14 protein-coding genes are annotated in these 16,987 nt (G+C 68.3%); 1 reads left to right on the top strand and 13 read right to left on the bottom strand.

What is annotated here, in order from left to right; genetic code table 11:
• Window positions 1-11: 11 nt before the first annotated feature.
• The 6 genes from LBN7_RS10670 to LBN7_RS10645 are packed head-to-tail and all read right to left on the bottom strand — an operon-like array spanning window position 12 to window position 7,733.
• Window positions 12-1,520 carry a CdaR family transcriptional regulator gene (locus LBN7_RS10670; protein WP_116633526.1) on the bottom strand — a complete coding sequence of 503 codons (1,509 nt, stop codon included), beginning with the start codon at window positions 1,518-1,520 and terminating at the stop codon, window positions 12-14.
• Window positions 1,517-2,554 carry a DUF917 family protein gene (locus LBN7_RS10665; protein ID WP_407359606.1) on the bottom strand — a complete coding sequence of 346 codons (1,038 nt, stop codon included), beginning with the start codon at window positions 2,552-2,554 and terminating at the stop codon, window positions 1,517-1,519. Before LBN7_RS10665 ends, LBN7_RS10670 begins: the two co-directional genes overlap by 4 nt.
• 4 nt (window positions 2,555-2,558) lie before the next feature.
• Window positions 2,559-3,671: a DUF917 domain-containing protein gene (locus LBN7_RS10660; RefSeq protein ID WP_116633524.1), complete on the bottom strand. Its 1,113-nt coding sequence runs from the start codon at window positions 3,669-3,671 to the stop codon at window positions 2,559-2,561.
• Window positions 3,668-4,762, bottom strand: coding sequence for a DUF917 domain-containing protein (locus tag LBN7_RS10655; protein ID WP_407359605.1), 1,095 nt, complete (start codon window positions 4,760-4,762; stop codon window positions 3,668-3,670). The genes LBN7_RS10660 and LBN7_RS10655 overlap by 4 nt, the downstream gene beginning before the upstream one ends.
• A complete protein-coding gene (locus LBN7_RS10650; protein ID WP_116633522.1) occupies window positions 4,759-6,312 on the bottom strand; it encodes a hydantoinase/oxoprolinase N-terminal domain-containing protein in 1,554 nt (517 codons plus the stop codon). Before LBN7_RS10650 ends, LBN7_RS10655 begins: the two co-directional genes overlap by 4 nt.
• 56 nt (window positions 6,313-6,368) lie before the next feature.
• Complete coding sequence (locus LBN7_RS10645) at window positions 6,369-7,733, bottom strand: cytosine permease (RefSeq protein ID WP_341947807.1); 1,365 nt, start codon at window positions 7,731-7,733, stop codon at window positions 6,369-6,371.
• 144 nt (window positions 7,734-7,877) lie between these two features.
• Here LBN7_RS10645 and LBN7_RS10640 point away from each other — a divergent pair, with 144 nt between their 5' ends.
• Window positions 7,878-8,621: an SDR family oxidoreductase gene (locus LBN7_RS10640; protein WP_407359604.1), complete on the top strand. Its 744-nt coding sequence runs from the start codon at window positions 7,878-7,880 to the stop codon at window positions 8,619-8,621.
• Here LBN7_RS10640 and LBN7_RS10635 read toward each other — a convergent pair.
• From LBN7_RS10635 to LBN7_RS10605, 7 genes are all read right to left on the bottom strand, one after another.
• Window positions 8,591-9,613: a LacI family DNA-binding transcriptional regulator gene (locus LBN7_RS10635; RefSeq protein ID WP_341947124.1), complete on the bottom strand. Its 1,023-nt coding sequence runs from the start codon at window positions 9,611-9,613 to the stop codon at window positions 8,591-8,593. The two genes, LBN7_RS10640 and LBN7_RS10635, sit on opposite strands and share 31 nt — an antisense overlap.
• Window positions 9,610-10,266 (bottom strand): 2'-5' RNA ligase family protein, encoded by a 657-nt coding sequence (locus tag LBN7_RS10630; RefSeq protein ID WP_341947123.1) that lies wholly within the window; start codon window positions 10,264-10,266, stop codon window positions 9,610-9,612. The genes LBN7_RS10635 and LBN7_RS10630 overlap by 4 nt, the downstream gene beginning before the upstream one ends.
• Before the next feature lie 43 nt (window positions 10,267-10,309).
• The gene (locus LBN7_RS10625; protein WP_407359603.1) at window positions 10,310-11,464 is read right to left on the bottom strand and encodes an ABC transporter ATP-binding protein; all 1,155 of its coding nucleotides are present in this window, start codon (window positions 11,462-11,464) and stop codon (window positions 10,310-10,312) included.
• Window positions 11,461-13,206 carry an iron ABC transporter permease gene (locus tag LBN7_RS10620; protein WP_341947121.1) on the bottom strand — a complete coding sequence of 582 codons (1,746 nt, stop codon included), beginning with the start codon at window positions 13,204-13,206 and terminating at the stop codon, window positions 11,461-11,463. The genes LBN7_RS10625 and LBN7_RS10620 overlap by 4 nt, the downstream gene beginning before the upstream one ends.
• 54 nt (window positions 13,207-13,260) lie before the next feature.
• On the bottom strand, window positions 13,261-14,211 hold the full coding sequence (locus LBN7_RS10615; RefSeq protein ID WP_341947120.1) for an ABC transporter substrate-binding protein: 951 nt from the start codon (window positions 14,209-14,211) through the stop codon (window positions 13,261-13,263).
• A 335-nt stretch (window positions 14,212-14,546) separates the two neighbouring features.
• The gene (locus tag LBN7_RS10610; RefSeq protein ID WP_407359602.1) at window positions 14,547-15,893 is read right to left on the bottom strand and encodes a dihydrolipoamide acetyltransferase family protein; all 1,347 of its coding nucleotides are present in this window, start codon (window positions 15,891-15,893) and stop codon (window positions 14,547-14,549) included.
• Between the two features lie 124 nt (window positions 15,894-16,017).
• Entirely contained in the window at window positions 16,018-16,983 is a 966-nt protein-coding gene (locus LBN7_RS10605; protein ID WP_165807986.1) for an alpha-ketoacid dehydrogenase subunit beta, read from the bottom strand.
• Window positions 16,984-16,987: the final 4 nt, after the last annotated feature.

Below are 16,987 nucleotides of genomic sequence, written 5' to 3'. Positions count from 1 at the left end.
GGCGCGAGCCGTCAGCGCACCGCGCGGCAGGCGAGATGCAGCGCCAACCGCACCTCGGGATCGCTCATGTCCACGCCGAGCAGCTCCTGTGCGCGATGGATGCGACTGGCGACGGTGTTCCGGTGGAGACCGAGGGCGGCCGCGGTCGGAGCGAGGGCCGACTCATGATCCAGGTACGCCGACAGGGTCGTCAACAACTCGCCGCGTCCCTCCTGCAACGGCGCGAGGAGCGACTGCGCCGCCGGGACGAACGTGTCGTTGCCGGTCCATGCGAGCAGGAGCCGTTCGAGCCCGAGTCCGTCGACACGCACGAACCAGCCGGTGGCCGAGCGGTTCACGGCGATCTTCGAAGCATCGGACGCCTCGCTCAACGATGTCGTGAGCCCCGCGGAGCCGTTCGCCACCGACCCGACCCCGGTCGCGACGTTGAACGAGCGTCGGGCGGCGACGTGGAGCTCCCGCAGGGCCGCCACGCACTGCTCGATCTGCGGCGGCGCCGGCGGCTCGGTGAAGGTCAGCCAGCCGGTCACGCCGCGACCACCCGTGGTCGCGTGCGAATCGACGGAGATGCGACCGAGCTCGCCGATCACGAAGCGGAGGAGCTGGAGCGCGTCCACACGGGTGCGCCCGATGAGCCGGAAGCCGAGGTGGTATCCGCTCGTCCGCCATCCGCGCTCGAGCATGCGGCGCTCCACGTCGAGATCCGGTGTGCCGCGCAGATCGACGAAATCCCGCAGCACTCCCGACGACACCGAGGCGTCGTTGACCTCCTCCACCTCGTCGATCAGGATCCGGGCGGCGACGGCGGGCATCGCCACCTCGGCGGCGACCGCGAGCGCGGTGACCTGGCGCTCGTCGAGGCCTTCGCCGAAGAACGCCAGTCGCAGACCCTCTCTGCTCGGACTGTCGACACGCACGGAGGCCGCGGAGCCGCCCGGCGCACGCACGATGTCGAGCCACGGGGCGAAATCGATCGACGCGTGCACGTCCGGGGCCAGTGCTCCTCCGGATTCGAGCAGCACGCCCTCGGCATCGAGCAGAGCGACGCCGTGCCGCACGCTCGTGGAGAGGTGGCGGAGCAGGTCGGCAAGGCTGTCCGCGTGGTACTCGATCGACTGCGCGACCTTCCGCACGTAGTGCAGGGCGAGCGCATCGCGCGCTTCGACCAGCTGCCAGCAGGCCTTCGCCAGCAGGATCGGTCGATCGACGTGCAGCACGGTGAACCCGAGCCGCGCGGCGAGCGCGCGGGTACCCGGGCCGAACCCCTCGGCACGGGGCACCGCGAGGGCTCGGAAGCCGCGATCGCGCGTGCGGCGGATGAGCGCGTCCTGCTGCCAGGAGCGGTCGGGCGGCGACTCGGTGAGGATGACCAGGCGCCCGGCACCGTCCGACGGCAGCAGGGTCTCGTCCGACTCCACGACGACGCCGGTCCACTCGACATCCTCCGGTCCGGCGATCGCACGGACGCCGCCGTTCTCGGGATGGGCGAGCAGGGCGCTCAGCAGAAGGGCGTCGCTCATGAGAGGCCGTCCAATTCATCCAGCCCGTAGACCGAGGGGACCACATGGCGAAGGCGCTCGGTGGAGTGCGACCACCACGCCGGTCCATCCAGCTGCATCACGGCGACGTACCGGCCCATCGACAGACTGGGGACCTCGAGGATGTCGCGCGAGATCGCGTCGAGCACGACCACCAGATCCGGGGCCGCGGCTTCGAGCCTTCCGTCGGTCATCAGCGCGAGGCTCTCGGAGCGGGCCACGAGTCTGTGCACCTCGCCCGCGCTCCCCTCGATGCCGAAGACGGTGACGTGCGGATCCCGCTCGTCGATCTCGATCGCGGTGATGCGCCCCTCCGCGAGCAGCCGCCCGCCCAGCGTCCCGGCGAGATGATCGAGCGGCCCGGTCTCGGCGGCGAGGAACGCCTTTCCCAGCCGGAGCGCATGCGCGGCATTGCCGACGATCGCGTGCTCGCGCAGGGACCCGACGGTGAAGCCCGCGAAGACCATGCCGCCGGCACCGCCCGCCTGGACCGTCGCCGCCCTCACGATGCGTTCGATGTCGAGCGCGCGGTCGGTCTCGACGAGGGCGACTCCGCCGGCACCCGTGTCGCACGTGACGATGATGTTCGGGACGCCGTCGACCAGGAGCGACATCTGGTCGAGCGCCGGAACGGCCCGGCCGGTCAGATCGGCGTCGACGATGATCCGCTCGCCGGCCAGCGTGAACGACGCGAGGCCGTTGAGTCCGCCGCCCTCGAGCGAGCAGACCACCGGAACGCGATATCCCAACCAGCGCTCCGCCGCGGCGATGAGCCGAGCAAAGGGGGCGGTTCCCGGGAGCCGCTCGCCCAGGAGGATGGTCGACCCGACGAATGCGGCCCCGAGGACCGGGAGGTCGGGATCCAGCTCGTCGACGTCATGCAGGGTGATCGGCCAGTCCGGGGAGTCCCGCAGCACGAGCTCGAGCATGGTCGTCCCGCCGCCACCGCCCGAGCCGAGCAGCGCGAACCCCGTTGCCAGCGCGGGGAGGCTGTCGAGATCGAGGGTGACCGGCATGGGCTCAGCCTAGGCTCGCCACCTCCGCTGCCTCCACCGGCGAGAAGGGCTCGGTCAACCCGAACGCCCCGGGCCCGAATGCCTGCAGAGCCTCCGGCGTGCGCATCATCTCCGGCGTCGAGATGCCGAGCACGCGCACGCGCTGCCCGTAGCGCAGCCCCTCCGTCGTGATCGGCTCCGCGGACTCGTGGTCCACCACGCAGATCAGGTCGGGCACGATGGCGACCACCTCGCCGTTGCGGCGCGCGATGAGGTTCTCGTTCTGGAAGGAGATCTCCAGACGGTCGTCACTCGACGGATCGGATGCCGAGACGATCGCGGTACCGCGCGCGAACCCCTCGGTCGTGCGGCGCTCCACGTCGGTCACCTTCCCGACGAACAGCTCACGCACGTGCGGGTAGAGCGTCGTGGACAGCGTCGCCGCGATCGCCTCGAACGGGGATCGATGCGCCTCTCGCGCCTCCCGGATCGTCCGCCCCAGCGCGAGCGCCATCGAGATGGTGCGCGGGACCGCCGTACGCTTCACATCCGCGCCCGACATCGCGTACTCCGCGATGTGACCGACGCCGCCGAGGCGGATGGTGATCCCGCGCGCCAGCCACTCCATCTGCCGGTCGTCGTCCCCGGTGTCGATGATCACGCGCTCGCCCCGTTCGCCCGCCAGAGCGAGCGGAGAGCCGTGCACACCGTAGACCGCGAAGGTCTCCATCGACAGCTCGGGGAACGCGCGCCCCATCCCGTCCGCATCGACGACCGGAAGGCCGGTCTCGGCGGCGACCATGAGGGGGATCATCGAGTTGATGCCGCCGCACTCGATCGGCATCGTCGCATCCGCCGTCCGCCCGAGGTGCTCCTCGAGCGTGCGCAGGGCGAGCGTGGCCTCGAAGCCGGCCGGGATCTTCTCGATCATCACGGTCGGCGCTCCCATCTGCGCCGTCGGGATCACGAACATGTCGTCGGTCAGATCCTCGGGGTCGAGGATCGTGATGGACCGATCGCCGAGGACCTGTTCGACCAGCATCTTGCCGATGTACGGGTCCCCTCCACCGCCGGTTCCGAGCAGCGTGGCGCCGCGAGCGAGGTCGGAAAGATCCGCACCGGTCAGCTGCCAGCTCACGCGGCATCCTCCTCGACGAGGGTCTCGACCCGGCCGTCGAATCGATGGGAGGGCAGGTCGTACCCGAAGTAGCCGGGCCCGACCATCGCCAGCGCGGCGGCGCCGTGCCAGCGCTCATCGCTCGGTGCGGCGATCACGCGGACCCGCTGCCCGTAGCGCAGTCCCTCCGTCGTGATCGGCTCACCCGAGTCGTGGTCGAGCACGATGATGAGGTCCGGTGTCGTCACGAGGGTCTGTCCGTCGAGCGTCGCGATGAGGTGCTCGTTCTGGAACGAGAGCTCCAGTGCCGAGTCCGCACCCTCGATCCTCGCCCTGCCGCGGGCGAAGCCCGTGGTGGTCGCGCGCTCCACGTCGACGACCTTCCCCTCGAACAGCTCCCGTCCGCCGAGAAGAGCCACCACCCGCGCGACGGGATCCGTCTTGGCCTCCCGCGCAGAGTCGATGCCCTCGCCGATCTCGCGGCACAGCGACAGGGAGTCGGCGACGAGCGCCTCGCGCGCCTGCGCCCCCGACATCCGGAAGCCGGAGATCATCACGGAACAGCCCATCTCCACGCAGGCGACGCGGGCGATGCGCTCGGTCCAGCTGTTGTCGACGGTGTTCAGCACGCCCACGTTGCCCTTCTCATCGCTGAACGCGAGCGGCGACGCATCGATGCCGTACAGCGTCGGCAGCACCATCTGGAGCTCGGGGAACGCGCGGCCCATCCCGTCGCCGTCGATGAGCGGCAGACCGAGCGCGGCGGCCGCGGCGATCGGGATCGTCGAGTTGACGCCGCCGACCTCCGCGCAGGCGATGTGCGTGACAGCTCGTCCGAGTGCGGCTCCCAGTGCCCGCACGGGGGCGGTGACCTCGTCGAGACTCGGCAGCTTCTCGACCATGACCGTGGGCGCACCCATCATCGCCACGGTCAGCACGAGCGCGTCGTCCGGCACCTCGTCGAGCGACACGACCGTGACATCGCCGTGCAGGCGCAGGGCCTGCGAGGCGAGCAGGGCACCGATGTACGGGTCGCCGCCGCCGCCCGTGCCGAGCACGGCGGCACCGCGGGCGAGCCCGGGGATCAGGTCGCGGGTGATCGTCCAGCTCATCGCACACCGCCCATGTCGAGGTCGCCCACGGCCTTGACCCGGATGCGGGTGGCGTTGCCGGGGAGATACGGGATCGGAACCTCGTCGAAGTCGACGATGTCGACCGAGGCGGGGAAGGCGCCGGCGGCGATGGCCTTGTCGACGGCTTCCGCGCGCACTGCGGCGATGGCCTCCTCTCGGCGACCGGGCTCGATCGCGTAGACCTTGTCGATCTCGCCGCCGACCTGGGCGATGGAGGCGCCGATCGCGTTCGCGACCGCGTAGTTCTCGGGCCGCTGCACGGCACCGAAGATCGGCAGCTCGCCGGAGACGAGGATCGATCCGCCACCGACGGCGACCACCGGGATCGGCTCGGGCGAGGTCCGCATGCGGTCCACCGCCTCGGCGACCCGTTCGCCGATCCGCTCGAGCACCCGCTCGACGAACGCGCGATCGAGGTGCGCGACCTTCGAGGCGTCGCCGATGTCGGCCCGACCGGCTGCGACGGCGATGTCGGTCGCGGTGAGCGTCGACCCGCCGAAGACGAGCGCCTCGGTCGTGAGCCGGTAGCCCACGGATTCCGGCCCCACCTCGCCGGTCTCCTCGTCGACGATGGATCCGCCGCCGATTCCGATCGACAGCACGTCCGGCATCCGGAAGTTGGTGCGGATGCCGGCCACCTTCACCTCGTTCGCCGTCTCGCGGGGGAACCCGTTGATGAGCAGTCCGATATCGGTGGTCGTTCCTCCGATGTCCACCACGGCGCAGGTCGCGAGACCGCTGGTCAGGGCGGCGCCTCGCATCGAGTTCGTCGGCCCCGACGCGAAGGTCGCCACCGGATACAGGCGCACGTAGTCCTCGTCCATCAGCGTGCCGTCGTTCTGGCTGAGGAAGATCGGGGCCTCGATCCCCTGCCGGCGCACCGCGGCCGTGAGGCCGTCGACGATCTCCGACGCGAGCTCGCGCAGGGCGGCGTTGATGATCGTGGCGTTCTCCCGCTCGAGGAGCCCGATCCGTCCGATCTCATGAGAGAGCGAGATGGCGACGTCATCGCCGAGCTCCTCGGCGATGATCTGCGCCGCCTCGACCTCCAGGTCGTGATTGACCGGGCTGAAGACTGAAGAGATGGCGACGGAGCGGATGCCGTTGGCGCGCATGTCCGCGGCGTGCGCGCGGAGTTCGTCCGGGTCGAGCGGGGAGATGGGCCGCCCGTCGAACTCGTAGCCGCCGTGGGCGAGGTAGCTCCGGCCCTGGATCGCCTCGACGAGTCCGGCGGGCCAGTCCACGAGCGGCGGAAGGGCCTTCGTGGCGGGGAGGCCCAGCCGGAGCGCCGCGGTCGGCGCGAGCCGCTTGGCCTCCACGAGCGCGTTGATGAAGTGCGTCGTGCCGATCATCACGGCGGAGATGTGGTCCCCGTCGAAGTGGTGCCCGGACCGCAGGGCGTCGATCGCCTGGACGATGCCGCTCGTGACATCCTCCGTCGTGGCGTGCTTCACCGCCGCCAGGGTGAGGGTGCCGTCCATGAGCACGGCATCGGTATTGGTTCCGCCGACATCGATTCCGATGTGCATGAGGGTGGTTCTCTTTCTGTTGCTTCTGCTGCGTGTGTTGCTTCTCTTGCGGTGGGTCAGTTGGTGGCGCCGAGACCGGGGACCGCGTCGGGGGCGGCATCCGTCTCGAGCTCCGGCTGCGCCGTGCGGGCGGTGCCGATGCCGCGCACCCAGCCGAGCTTGCCCGCGATCACGTACAGGACCATCGAGAGGAGCAGCGACAGCACGGGCGGGATGCCCCACGTGACGACGTAGCCGACGACGGCCGACACCAGCCAGATCACGAGCGTGGCCGGCACGATGCGCGGTGCCGTGTCGGGGAGGCGTCCGGTCTCCCTGCTCGCGTCCAGCTCGGGACGCCAGCGGCGCACGATGAAGTACTCGGCGACCATGATGCCCGCGATCGGCGGGAAGGCGACGCCGAGGATGATGAGGAAGCCCGAGAACTGGCCGAGGATGCCGACGGCGGCGAGCACCGAGCCGACGACGCCGAGGACGATCGTCGTGGTGACGCGGTGGAGGTTCTTGCTGAACGCGGTCGAGATGAAGTTGACCAGTCCGAGCGTCGACGAGTACAGGTTCCAGTCGTTGATCTTGAGCGTGCCCGTGATCACGATGATCAGACCCACGAAGCCGATCGACGAGGTGACGATGGCCACGATGTTGCCCGAGGCCGCGGCGTGCGCCAGGAGCACTCCCGCGAGCCCGATGACGAACTCGCCGAGCGAGACGCCGACCACCGTCTGCTTGATCACGTCGGCACGGGACCGGTTGAAGCGCGTCATGTCGGCGGTGATGATCGCGCCGACGATGAGCCCTCCGGCGACGATGCCCGTGCCGGCGAAGACGCTCATCGTGGGGCCGGGAGCGGGTCCGGTGATCAGCTCGCCGAGATCGTGGTCGACGAGTTCGCTGATGATCGACCACCCGACGAGGATCAGGAAGAGCGGTACCGTGATGTTCGCGAGCCACTGCATGCCCTTGAATCCGAAGGCGACGATCGCCGTGACCGCGAGGCCGAAGAGCAGGCTCCAGGCCCAGATCGGCATGACGCCGGGCAGCAGCGCATCGAGCGACTCGGCGGAGATCGCGCTCTGGATGCCGAACCACCCGATCAGGCTGATGCCGATGGCGAGGCCGACGAGGGAGGCGCCGACCTCTCCGAATCCGGTCCATCGTGCCAACAGGGCCGTGTTGAGCCCTTCCTTCTGGCCGATGATGCCGACGATGCACATGATCACCTCGAGGATGATCGAACCGAGGAGGAGGGCGAGGAAGGCCTCGCCGAACGTCATGCTGTAGCCGAGCGTGGCGCCCAGCAGGAACTGCGAGAGGGCGGAGACCTGACCGAATCGCTGGACCGCGATCCCGAACCAGGGCTTCTGCGCTTCCGGACGGACGCGACTGAGGGCGAAATCGTCGGCGTGTGCCGTGGTGGCCATGGTGTTCTCCAGAGTCATGTGGACGGGTTGCGGCCACGGTATCCGTGCAGCCATCGCACAGGAACGTGCAGAGTGCACTGATTCTCGTGACGGATGTGCACACCGCATATTCGCGCGTCGATGAAGGCGTCGCAGAATGGATGCATGTCCCTCTCCACAGACCCCCTCGACGCACGCCTCCGCGATCGGACGGTCGTCCTCATCGGGGGCGGCTCCGGAATCGGCCTCGAGGTCGCACGGCGATCCATCGCCCTCGGAGCCGAGGTCGTGCTCGGCGGCCGCACGCCGAGCCGTCTCGAGGCGGCCGTCGCCGAACTCGGCCCGCGGGCGCGGTGGAACACGGTCGATACCTCCGACGACGAGTCGGTCACCCGCTTCTTCGCCGACATCCCGACCGTCGACGGGATCTTCACCACCGCGGCCGACTATGTCGTCGGGTCGATGCGGGACCTGGATCCGCAGGCGGCCGCTTCCCCCTTCGAGTCGAAGTTCTGGGGTCAGTACCGGGTCGTGCGCGCCGCCCTGGACCTGCTCTCCCCCGATGCCTCGATCGTGCTGATGTCCGGGGCGGCGAGCGTGCGCCCTCCCGCTGCGGCGCCCGCGTACGTCGCCGCGAATGCGGCGATCGAAGGGCTCGCTCGCGGTCTGGCCGTGGAACTCGCCCCGGTGCGCGTCAATGCCGTGTCACCCGGGACGATCGACGGGAACCTCTGGGCGAACCGCGACGAGGCGGCGCGCGCGGCTGCGTTCGCGCAGTTCAGCGCCGACACGCTGCTCCGCCGCCCCGGCACCGAGGGCGAAGTGGCGGATGCCGTCATCCACCTGCTCGTGAACGGCTACACGACCGGCTCGACGCTCTACGTCGACGGCGGGTACTCGCTGCGCTGAAGGTTGCGCAGCGTGCGCCCTGGCACGAACCGCCCCGGGATGCTGTCCTGCGTCGCCGTCGCCGGACCTCCCGTCAGACGAGCGAGTAGCAATGCGGTGGCGGTGGCGGCCAGGTCCCTCACCGGCTGCTTCATCGTCGTCAGTCCGAACAGAGGCGACTGCAGTACACCGACGCCATCGAAACCCGTCACAGAGATCTCCTCCGGACACCGGACACCTCGCTCCGCCAGGATCTCGAGAATGTGCAGCGCCGTGAGATCGTCGCCGGCCATGATCGCCGTCACCCCCTGTCGCAGCGCTCGATCCACCTGCTCGGTGAGTCCCGCTTGTCCATCACCGACTTCCAGGGCGAGAACACGGGCCTCACCGAGACGCAACGTCTCCTCGTACCGCTCCGACCGGCGTTGGAGCACTGCTGTCCCTGCCACCAGGGACCTCGTCACCGCCACACGCCTATGGCCGGCCTCGAGAACGGCACGAGCCATCTGCGCCTCGCTTTCCCCGCTGATGACGACCGAAGCGATGCCTTCCACCGAGGAGACGGCGCCGACGAGAACGGTGGGGACGGATGCCGCGGCCTTCTCGATCGCTTCCGGCGCTGCGCGGCCAGAAGCGAAGACGATGCCCGCCACACGGTGCCCGACCAAAGTCTCGATCGCTCGCGACTGCGAGCTCCGGTCGTCTCCGCCGTTGGCGATCAGCAGGTCGATGCCGTGAGAGTCGACCTCCGACTGCATCTGCGCGGCGATGGCGCCGTAGAAGGAGAGCTCAGCGCTGCGCAGGAGCAGTCCCACAGCCGCGGGCGTGTGACTTCGCAGGTTCACCGCCCTCTTGTCGGGGACGTATCCGAGGCGAGCGGCCGTCTCGCGCACCAGAGCAACCGTCTCCTGGCTGACCCGGTCCGCCCCGCGCAGTGCTCGACTCGCGGTGGCCACCGAGACCCCGGCGGCCTTCGCGACGTCAGTGAGCCCGACAGCGGGGCGAAAATTCACCGGACATGCTCCTGCTCTTGTGCGAGACGCGACGGAGGAAGTCTATCGCCGAGCGGCCAGCGCTCCAGCACGTCGAAGGAGAACCTGCCCTCGCGCGGAGCCTGCGTGACCGAGACGAGTGAGACCTCAGCGACGCGCATGCGCGTGCGCGTCGCGGTGGGCTTCAGCGCACTCTCGACGGGTTCGTCCGATCGGTCCTCAGTGCAGTAGGCCAAAGAGTAGTGCGGAACGAGCGGCGGCGGCACGAGAACGCCGTCCGGAAGGTGCGCGAGCACCATCTGCCTGATGTCGGCTATCAGCCTCGCCCAGTGGACGCCGCCCTCCGCGACCGCCTCCACCGCGTGACTCATCGCGCGTGGCTTCTCGAACGCCAGCTCGAACGTCCGCCGATGAGACAGCACGGACGGTGCCGCCGCGAGGAGCTTCCGCCATGCCGGGGCACGGAGGTCCTCCTCGTAGGCATCGAGTCGCTGCAAAGTCACGTGAACGAACTCCGGGGGCTGGACCTCGATGCCCTGAATCTCCCGGAGCGCTGCGATCGCTTCATCCGATGCGCTGAGCAGCTCACTCGATGGCTCGGGGATCGCGTAGAGGTGCAGACAACGGTCCATGCGACGCCACTGCGCATGCGGGAGGTCGAAGAATCGCTGCACGCCTCCTACCTCCGCCCGCCCGACGACCCGCCGCCGAGGCGCGTCACTCGCGTTCCCCCACGACCCATGCGTCCGACGGGTCATAGACGCATCGCACGGACGCGCCGAGACCGATCGGCGTCTCCGTTCCGGGGGCCTGGCCGTGGAGGACTCCCTGGAGCGTGTCGACCGTGTATCTGGTGATGGATCCGTCAAAAGAGGTCGAGCGGATCGTCCCTGGGAAGGCGTGCCCACCGGCGCTCGCCTCAGGCGAGATGATGTGCAGGTTCTCGGAGCGGATGAGAACCTTTGTGCTCTCGCCCGCCACGACGTCGTCGGCGCAGGGCACGATGACGGTCTGGCTGCCGATGGACATGGTCGCAAAGCTCGCGCCGTCGACCTCCTCCACGTTGTCGATGACGGCGTCGAGGAAGTTCGCCGTCCCGAGGAAGGAAGCGACGAACGTGTCGGCCGGACGGTGATAGATGTCCTGCGGCGTTCCGACTTGCCTGATCCGCCCATCCTTCATGACCACGACGATGTCGGACATCGTCATCGCCTCGGACTGGTCGTGCGTCACGAACACCGAGGTGATGCCGAGACGCTGCTGCAGTCCTCGGATCTCCTCGCGCATCCGCACTCTCAGCTTCGCGTCGAGATTCGACAGCGGCTCGTCGAACAGGAGAATGCTCGGCTCCATCACCACGGCCCTGGCAAGTGCCACCCGCTGTTGCTGTCCGCCGGACAGCTCATGCGGGTATCGCACAGCGTACTGAGCGATACCCATCAGTTCCATGACGGCATCCACGCGCCGCTTCCGTTCGATCTTGCTCGCATGCCGGGCGGTGAGTCCGAATCCGACGTTGTCCTGAACGTTGAGGTGGGGGAAGAGCGCATATGACTGGAACACCATCGACATGGGGCGTTTGTTCGGCGCGACCGAGACGACGGAACGACCGTCGATGAGGATGTCGCCCCCGGTCGGCGTCTCGAAGCCGGCGATCATTCGCAGCGTCGTGGTCTTGCCGCAGCCGGACGGGCCGAGGAGCGTCACGAACTGCCCCGGCTCCACCGAGAGGCTGAATCCGTCGACGGCCTTACCCGCGGCGCGGCGGGTCGAGTAGGTCTTGTCGACATCACGGAGTTCGAGGGCACCGAGCGCTCTGGCTTCCTTCTCGCTGCTGCCGTCGTTCGTCGTGGTCTGCTCTGTGCGTGTCATTGCTTCGTTCTCTTTGATCGGTTGAGCCTGCGAAGGAGGAGCGTCGTCAGCGTCAGGATGACCAGGACCATCGCGATGAGGACGGTGCAGTACGCGAACGCGTTGCCGAATCGCCCGGCGTCGACCTCATCGAGGATCTGGGAGGTCATCACCTTCGTCTGCGGCGTGGTGATGAAGATGATGGCCGTGATCGTCGTCATCGACTTGGTGATCGCATAGGTCACGGCCGTGACGATCGCCGGAGTGATCAGCGGCAGCGAGACCCGCACGAAAGTGGCGAGCTGGCCCGCCCCGAGAGAGATCGCGGCCTCATCCACTTGCGGATTGATCTGTTTCAGTCCCGAGATGGAGGCCTGTTGTCCGGTGGGGATCCCTCGAGCGATGAACACCATGATGATCGCGGCAGAACCTCCGCCCACGGCGAGACCACCGGCGAGTGCCGGGAGGACGGTCGCGCCGAGGAAGTAGGTGGGCTGCGAGTAGGCGAGTGCGAACCCGAGCCCGAGAACGGTCCCGGGGATCGCGGAGCCGAGCATTCCGACGAAATCGAGCACGCGACCGAAGCGTTGAAAGTGTCGGACGACAAGCCAGGCGATGAGGACCGCGAGCGCGGCGGCGATGGGCGCGGCCACGAGCGTCATGAGCAACGTGGTCTGCATGGCATCGGCTCCGAGGCGCCACACGAATTCGTAGTGGTCCAGGGTGAAGGTGTTGTTGACGCCGAGGATGGACACGAATCCGCCGACGAGGATGGTGCCGAAGACGATGACCACGAGCGCCATCCAGAGACTCGCGAGGATCAGCACCGGCATCCGCACGGACCGGCTGCGGATCGGCCGGAACGCTCCCGCCGGCTTGCCCGAGACCGTGATCACGGACTTCTTCCCCGCCCAGTACTTCTGGATCACGAAGACGAGGAGCGAGGGAACGAGGAGCACCACTGCAAGCCCGGCCGCCTTGGCGATGTCACCGCTTCCGGCGATCGCGAAGTAGATCTGGCTGGCGAGCACTCGGAAGTCTCCGCCGATGACCAGGGGGTTGGCCAAGTCGGCGAGAGCTTCGACGAAGAGGATCAGAAACGAGGTCAGCAGAGCGGGCACGACCATGGGGATCGTGACACGGAAGAGCGTACGGAGCTCGGAGAGGCCGAGTGAGGCGGCGGCCTCGAACATCGACGGATCGAGGTTCTCCATCATGCCGCGGATGTTCATGTACGCGAGCGGGGTGAACGTCATCGCGATCACGATGATCAGTCCCGGGAGCCCGTAGATGTCGAGCTCGATTCCGAACAGCTGGTAGGAGATGAGCCCACGTCTACCGAACAGCGTGATGATCGCGGTCGCCGCCGCGAACGGCGGCGAGATCAGTGGAAGCAGAGTGAGCCAGTGCAGGAGACGTTTGCCGGGAAACTCCAGGAACACCTGCGCGTATGCCGTGATGAAGCCGACGGCCGTGCCGATGATGCCGACGCACAGGCCGAGCAGGAGCGAGTTCTGCAGCGCACGCGCGTCACTCCCGACGACGACCGCAGTGATTGCCGCGAGTCCGTCCGCGGACGCACCCGCGAGGAGGAGCTTGCCGACAGGAAGACCGAGCAGAAGAGTCAGGCAGGCGAGCACGATCGCGAGCACGAGCCACACGCCTGCGCTGCGGTGCGCCGTTACGTGGATTCGCCTGCTGCGCCTGGTGCGCACGAGAGTGGCGGTCGCCGTCTCCTGCTGCGGAAGAGGAAGTGAGTTCATGGTGAGTCCCGTGAGTGGGGGCGGACGCAGATCGCTCCGGCATTCGCCCGTGGATTACTGCGCGGTTGCGGACGACGCGATGTCGCTCTCGAAGAGTCCGACGAGAGCGTCGCGGCTGTCGGCGGCATCCTGCAGATCCCAGTCGACCTTGTCGACCTTCTCCTGATCCGGAACCGTCTCGCCTCGTTCGGCGTCCGGCAGCGTCGGTGCCGCGAAGGAGGGCACGTCGGCATAGAGGTCCTGCGCGTCCACCGTCAGAATCCAGTCCATGTAGGCCTGCGCCGCCGCGGCGTTCCGTGCATCCTTCAGGACGGACACGGCACCGACCTCGTATCCGGTGCCTTCCTTCGGGTAGGTGACGACCAGGTCGGAGTATCCGGCCTCCTTGGCCTTCACACAGTCGGAGTCGAGCGAGATCGCGACTGCCGCCTCCCCGCGGCCAGTGAGCTCGGTGCCGGTGGCCGCGGACTTCGAGTACTGCAGGATGTTCTCGTTGAGTTCCTGGAAGTAGTCGACCGTCTCATCGGTGTCGCCATCGTTCAACGTCTCGACGGTGTACATCGCCATGTAGCCGACGCCCGCCGTCGCCGGGTGGGGCATCGAGACGACGCCCTTCAGCGCCGGATCCAGAAGGTCGTCCCAGGATGTGGGAGCGTCGACGCCGAGCTTCTTCAACTCCGCCTTGTTCGAGCAGAAGCCGACGGAGTCCGTGTAGAACCCGGACCAGATCCCGTCCGCATCGTTGTACTGCGCGGGGAGCTTCTCTGCGTTCGGTGAGACGTAGGCCTCGATGAAACCGCGGTCGTCGGCGATGAGGTGGTTCTCGGCTTGTCCACCGGACCAAATATCGAATTCGCCCGGCGTCGTCTCCAGCCGAGCGAGGACCTCGCCGGAGCCGAGGCGCACGTAGGTCGCGTCGATTCCAGTGGCCTCAGAGAAGGCGGCGGTGATGCTCTGGCAGAAATCCTCCTGCTGCGAGCAGGCGATGTTGAGGGGCCCGGTCACCTGCGCCGCGTCCGTAGGAGCGGCAGAGACATCGCCGTCGGACGGCGCCGGGGCGGAGCATCCACTGAGGGTCGCTGCGGCGAGAGCCGTGAGCATTAGTGCGGACAACGTCGTTCGGGTGCGCATCTTTGAGCCTTTCGGAGTTGCGATTCTGCGAGAACGTTCTCGCACCCATGAATCATGAGTCCTGAGGACGGGTTTTGTCAACCCGCGAATGCGGAAGCATGAAACGAAGGGGATCTCACGATGCGAAGGAGCCTGCGCGAACAGCGCTCCTTCAGATCGTGGGATCCCCTTCGCCGGGCGTCGGATGCCGACGCCGCAGAGCCCGCGGATCAGTCGACGAGCAGCGCCGGCTCCTCCAGCACGGATGCCACATCGGCGATGAACCGGCTCATGCCGTCGCCGTCGATCACGCGGTGGTCGAATGAGCCGGCGACCGTCGTCACCCAGCGGGGACGCACCTCGCCGTCGACGACCCACGGCTTCTGGCTGATCGTGCCCATGGCCACGATCCCGGCCTCGCCGGGGTTGATGATCGGGGTGCCGGCATCCATCCCGAACACGCCGATGTTGGTGATTGTGATCGTGCCACCCTGCTGGTCGGCCGGCGAGGTCTTGCCCTCGCGAGCCGTGAGCGTGAGGCGGTTGAGCGCGCGGGCGAGGTCCTTCATGCCGAGGTCCTGCGCGTCCTTGATGTTCGGCACGAGCAGGCCGCGCGGGGTGGCGGCCGCGATGCCGAGATTCACGTAGTGACGCACGGAGATCTCGGCCCCGGCATCCGTCTCGATCCACGCCGCGTTGACCATCGGCGTGCGGCGGGCCGCCCAGATGACGGCGCGCGCCATGATCAGCAGCGGCGAGACGCGGATGTCGGCGTAGTCGGGCGAGGCCTTGAGACGCTTGACGAGCTCCATCGTGCGGCTCGCGTCGATCTCCTTCCAGACCGTCACGTGCGGGGCGGAGTAGGCACTCTGCACCATCGCCGACGACGTCGCCTTGCGCACGCCCTTGACCGGGATGGACTCGGTGCGCCCGTCGTCGCTCGCGCCAGCGGGAGCCTCAGCGGGCGCGAGCCCGCGGGCCAGTCCGGCCGGGGCGCTCTGCGGAGCGGGAACCGTCTCCTCGCGCACCTCGCCCCACTCGGGCGTCTCGATGTTGCGGAACACGCTCGCCTGCGAGGCGTGCTTCACGACGTCGTCACGCGTGACCTCGCCGTCGGCACCGGTGGCGGCGACTGCGGTGAGATCGACGCCGAGGTCGCGGGCGAGCTTGCGAATCGGGGGCTTCGCGATGACGCCGACGGATGACCGCACGGCGCGCTCGGCCGGGCGCTTGCGGCGCGAGGTCGCTCCTCCCCCGGTGCCGTAGCCGACGAGCACGGAACCGCCGCCCTCCTCGGGTGCCGGGGCGACCGCGACCGCGGGCGCTGCAGCGGCATCCGCCGTGGTGAAGGTGATGATCGGCGAGCCGACCTCGACCGTCGTCCCCTCGGCCGCGAGCAGTTCGCCCACGACGCCGGCGTGCGGCGACGGCAGCTCGACGAGCGACTTCGCGGTCTCGATCTCGCAGATCACGTCGTTGATCGCGACGGTGTCGCCCGGGGCGACCTTCCACGACACGATCTCGGCCTCGGTCAGGCCCTCGCCGACATCGGGGAGGTTGAAGTTCTGCGTGCTCATGAGCGAGTTCCTTACTGGTTCGCGGTCGTTGAGCGAGCGAAGCGAGACGAAACGTGCTGGACGCATTTCGTCTCGTCGCTTCGCTCCTCGCTCAATGACCGGGGAAAGGTGACCAAGGAGTACATCAGTAGGCCAGGGAGCGGTCGACGGCTTCGAGGATGCGGTCGGCATCCGGAAGATACACGCCCTCGAGCTTCGCGGGCGGGAACGGGGTGTCGTAGCCGGAGACGCGCAGCACCGGAGCCTCCAGCGCGTAGAACGCGCGCTCCATCACGGTCGCGGCGATCTCGCTGCCGAGGCTCGTGAAGCCCTGCGCCTCCTGCGCGTAGACCATGTGACCGGTCTTGCGCACCGAGTCGAGGATCGGCTCGTAGTCGACCGGCGACAGCGATCGCACGTCGACGACCTCGCAGCTCGTGCCCTCGGCTTCGGCGAGCGCCGCGGCCTGGAGCAGCGTCGTGACCATGGCGCCGTGGCCGACGAGCGTGACGTCGCTGCCGGTGCGCACGACGCGCGAAGCGTGCAGCGGCGCGGCAGAGGCGTCGAGCTCGACCTCGCCCTTGGGCCAGTAGCGACTCTTCGGCTCCATGAAGATCACGGGATCGTTCGAGGCGATCGCCTCCTGGATCATCCAGTAGGCGTCGTTCGGCGTCGACGGCGAGACCACCCGCAGCCCCGGGGTGTGCGTGAAGTACGCCTCCGGGCTCTCCTGGTGGTGCTCGACCGCGCCGATGTGCCCGCCGTACGGGATGCGGATCACGATCGGCAGCGAGAGCTTCCCCTCGTGCCGGTTGGTCAGCTTCGCCAGCTGCGTGGTGATCTGGTCGAACGCGGGGAACACGAACCCGTCGAACTGGATCTCGATGACCGGACGGAAACCGGTCATCGCGAGTCCGATCGCCGTGCCGACGATCCCCGACTCGGCGAGCGGGGTGTCGAGCACCCGCTTCTCCCCGAAGTCGCGCTGCAGGTGCTCGGTGACGCGGAAGACGCCGCCGAGCTTGCCGATGTCCTCCCCCATCAGGATGACCTTCGGGTCGTTCTCCATGGCCTTGCGCAGACCGGCGTTCATGGCCTTGCTCAGGGGCATCGTC

This window comes from Microbacterium sp. LBN7 (assembly GCF_045690345.1).
In the GTDB taxonomy this organism is placed as follows: Bacteria; Actinomycetota; Actinomycetes; order Actinomycetales; family Microbacteriaceae; genus Microbacterium.
Note: the sequence above shows the minus strand (reverse complement) of the source record. Positions and strands in the feature narration are given on the sequence as shown.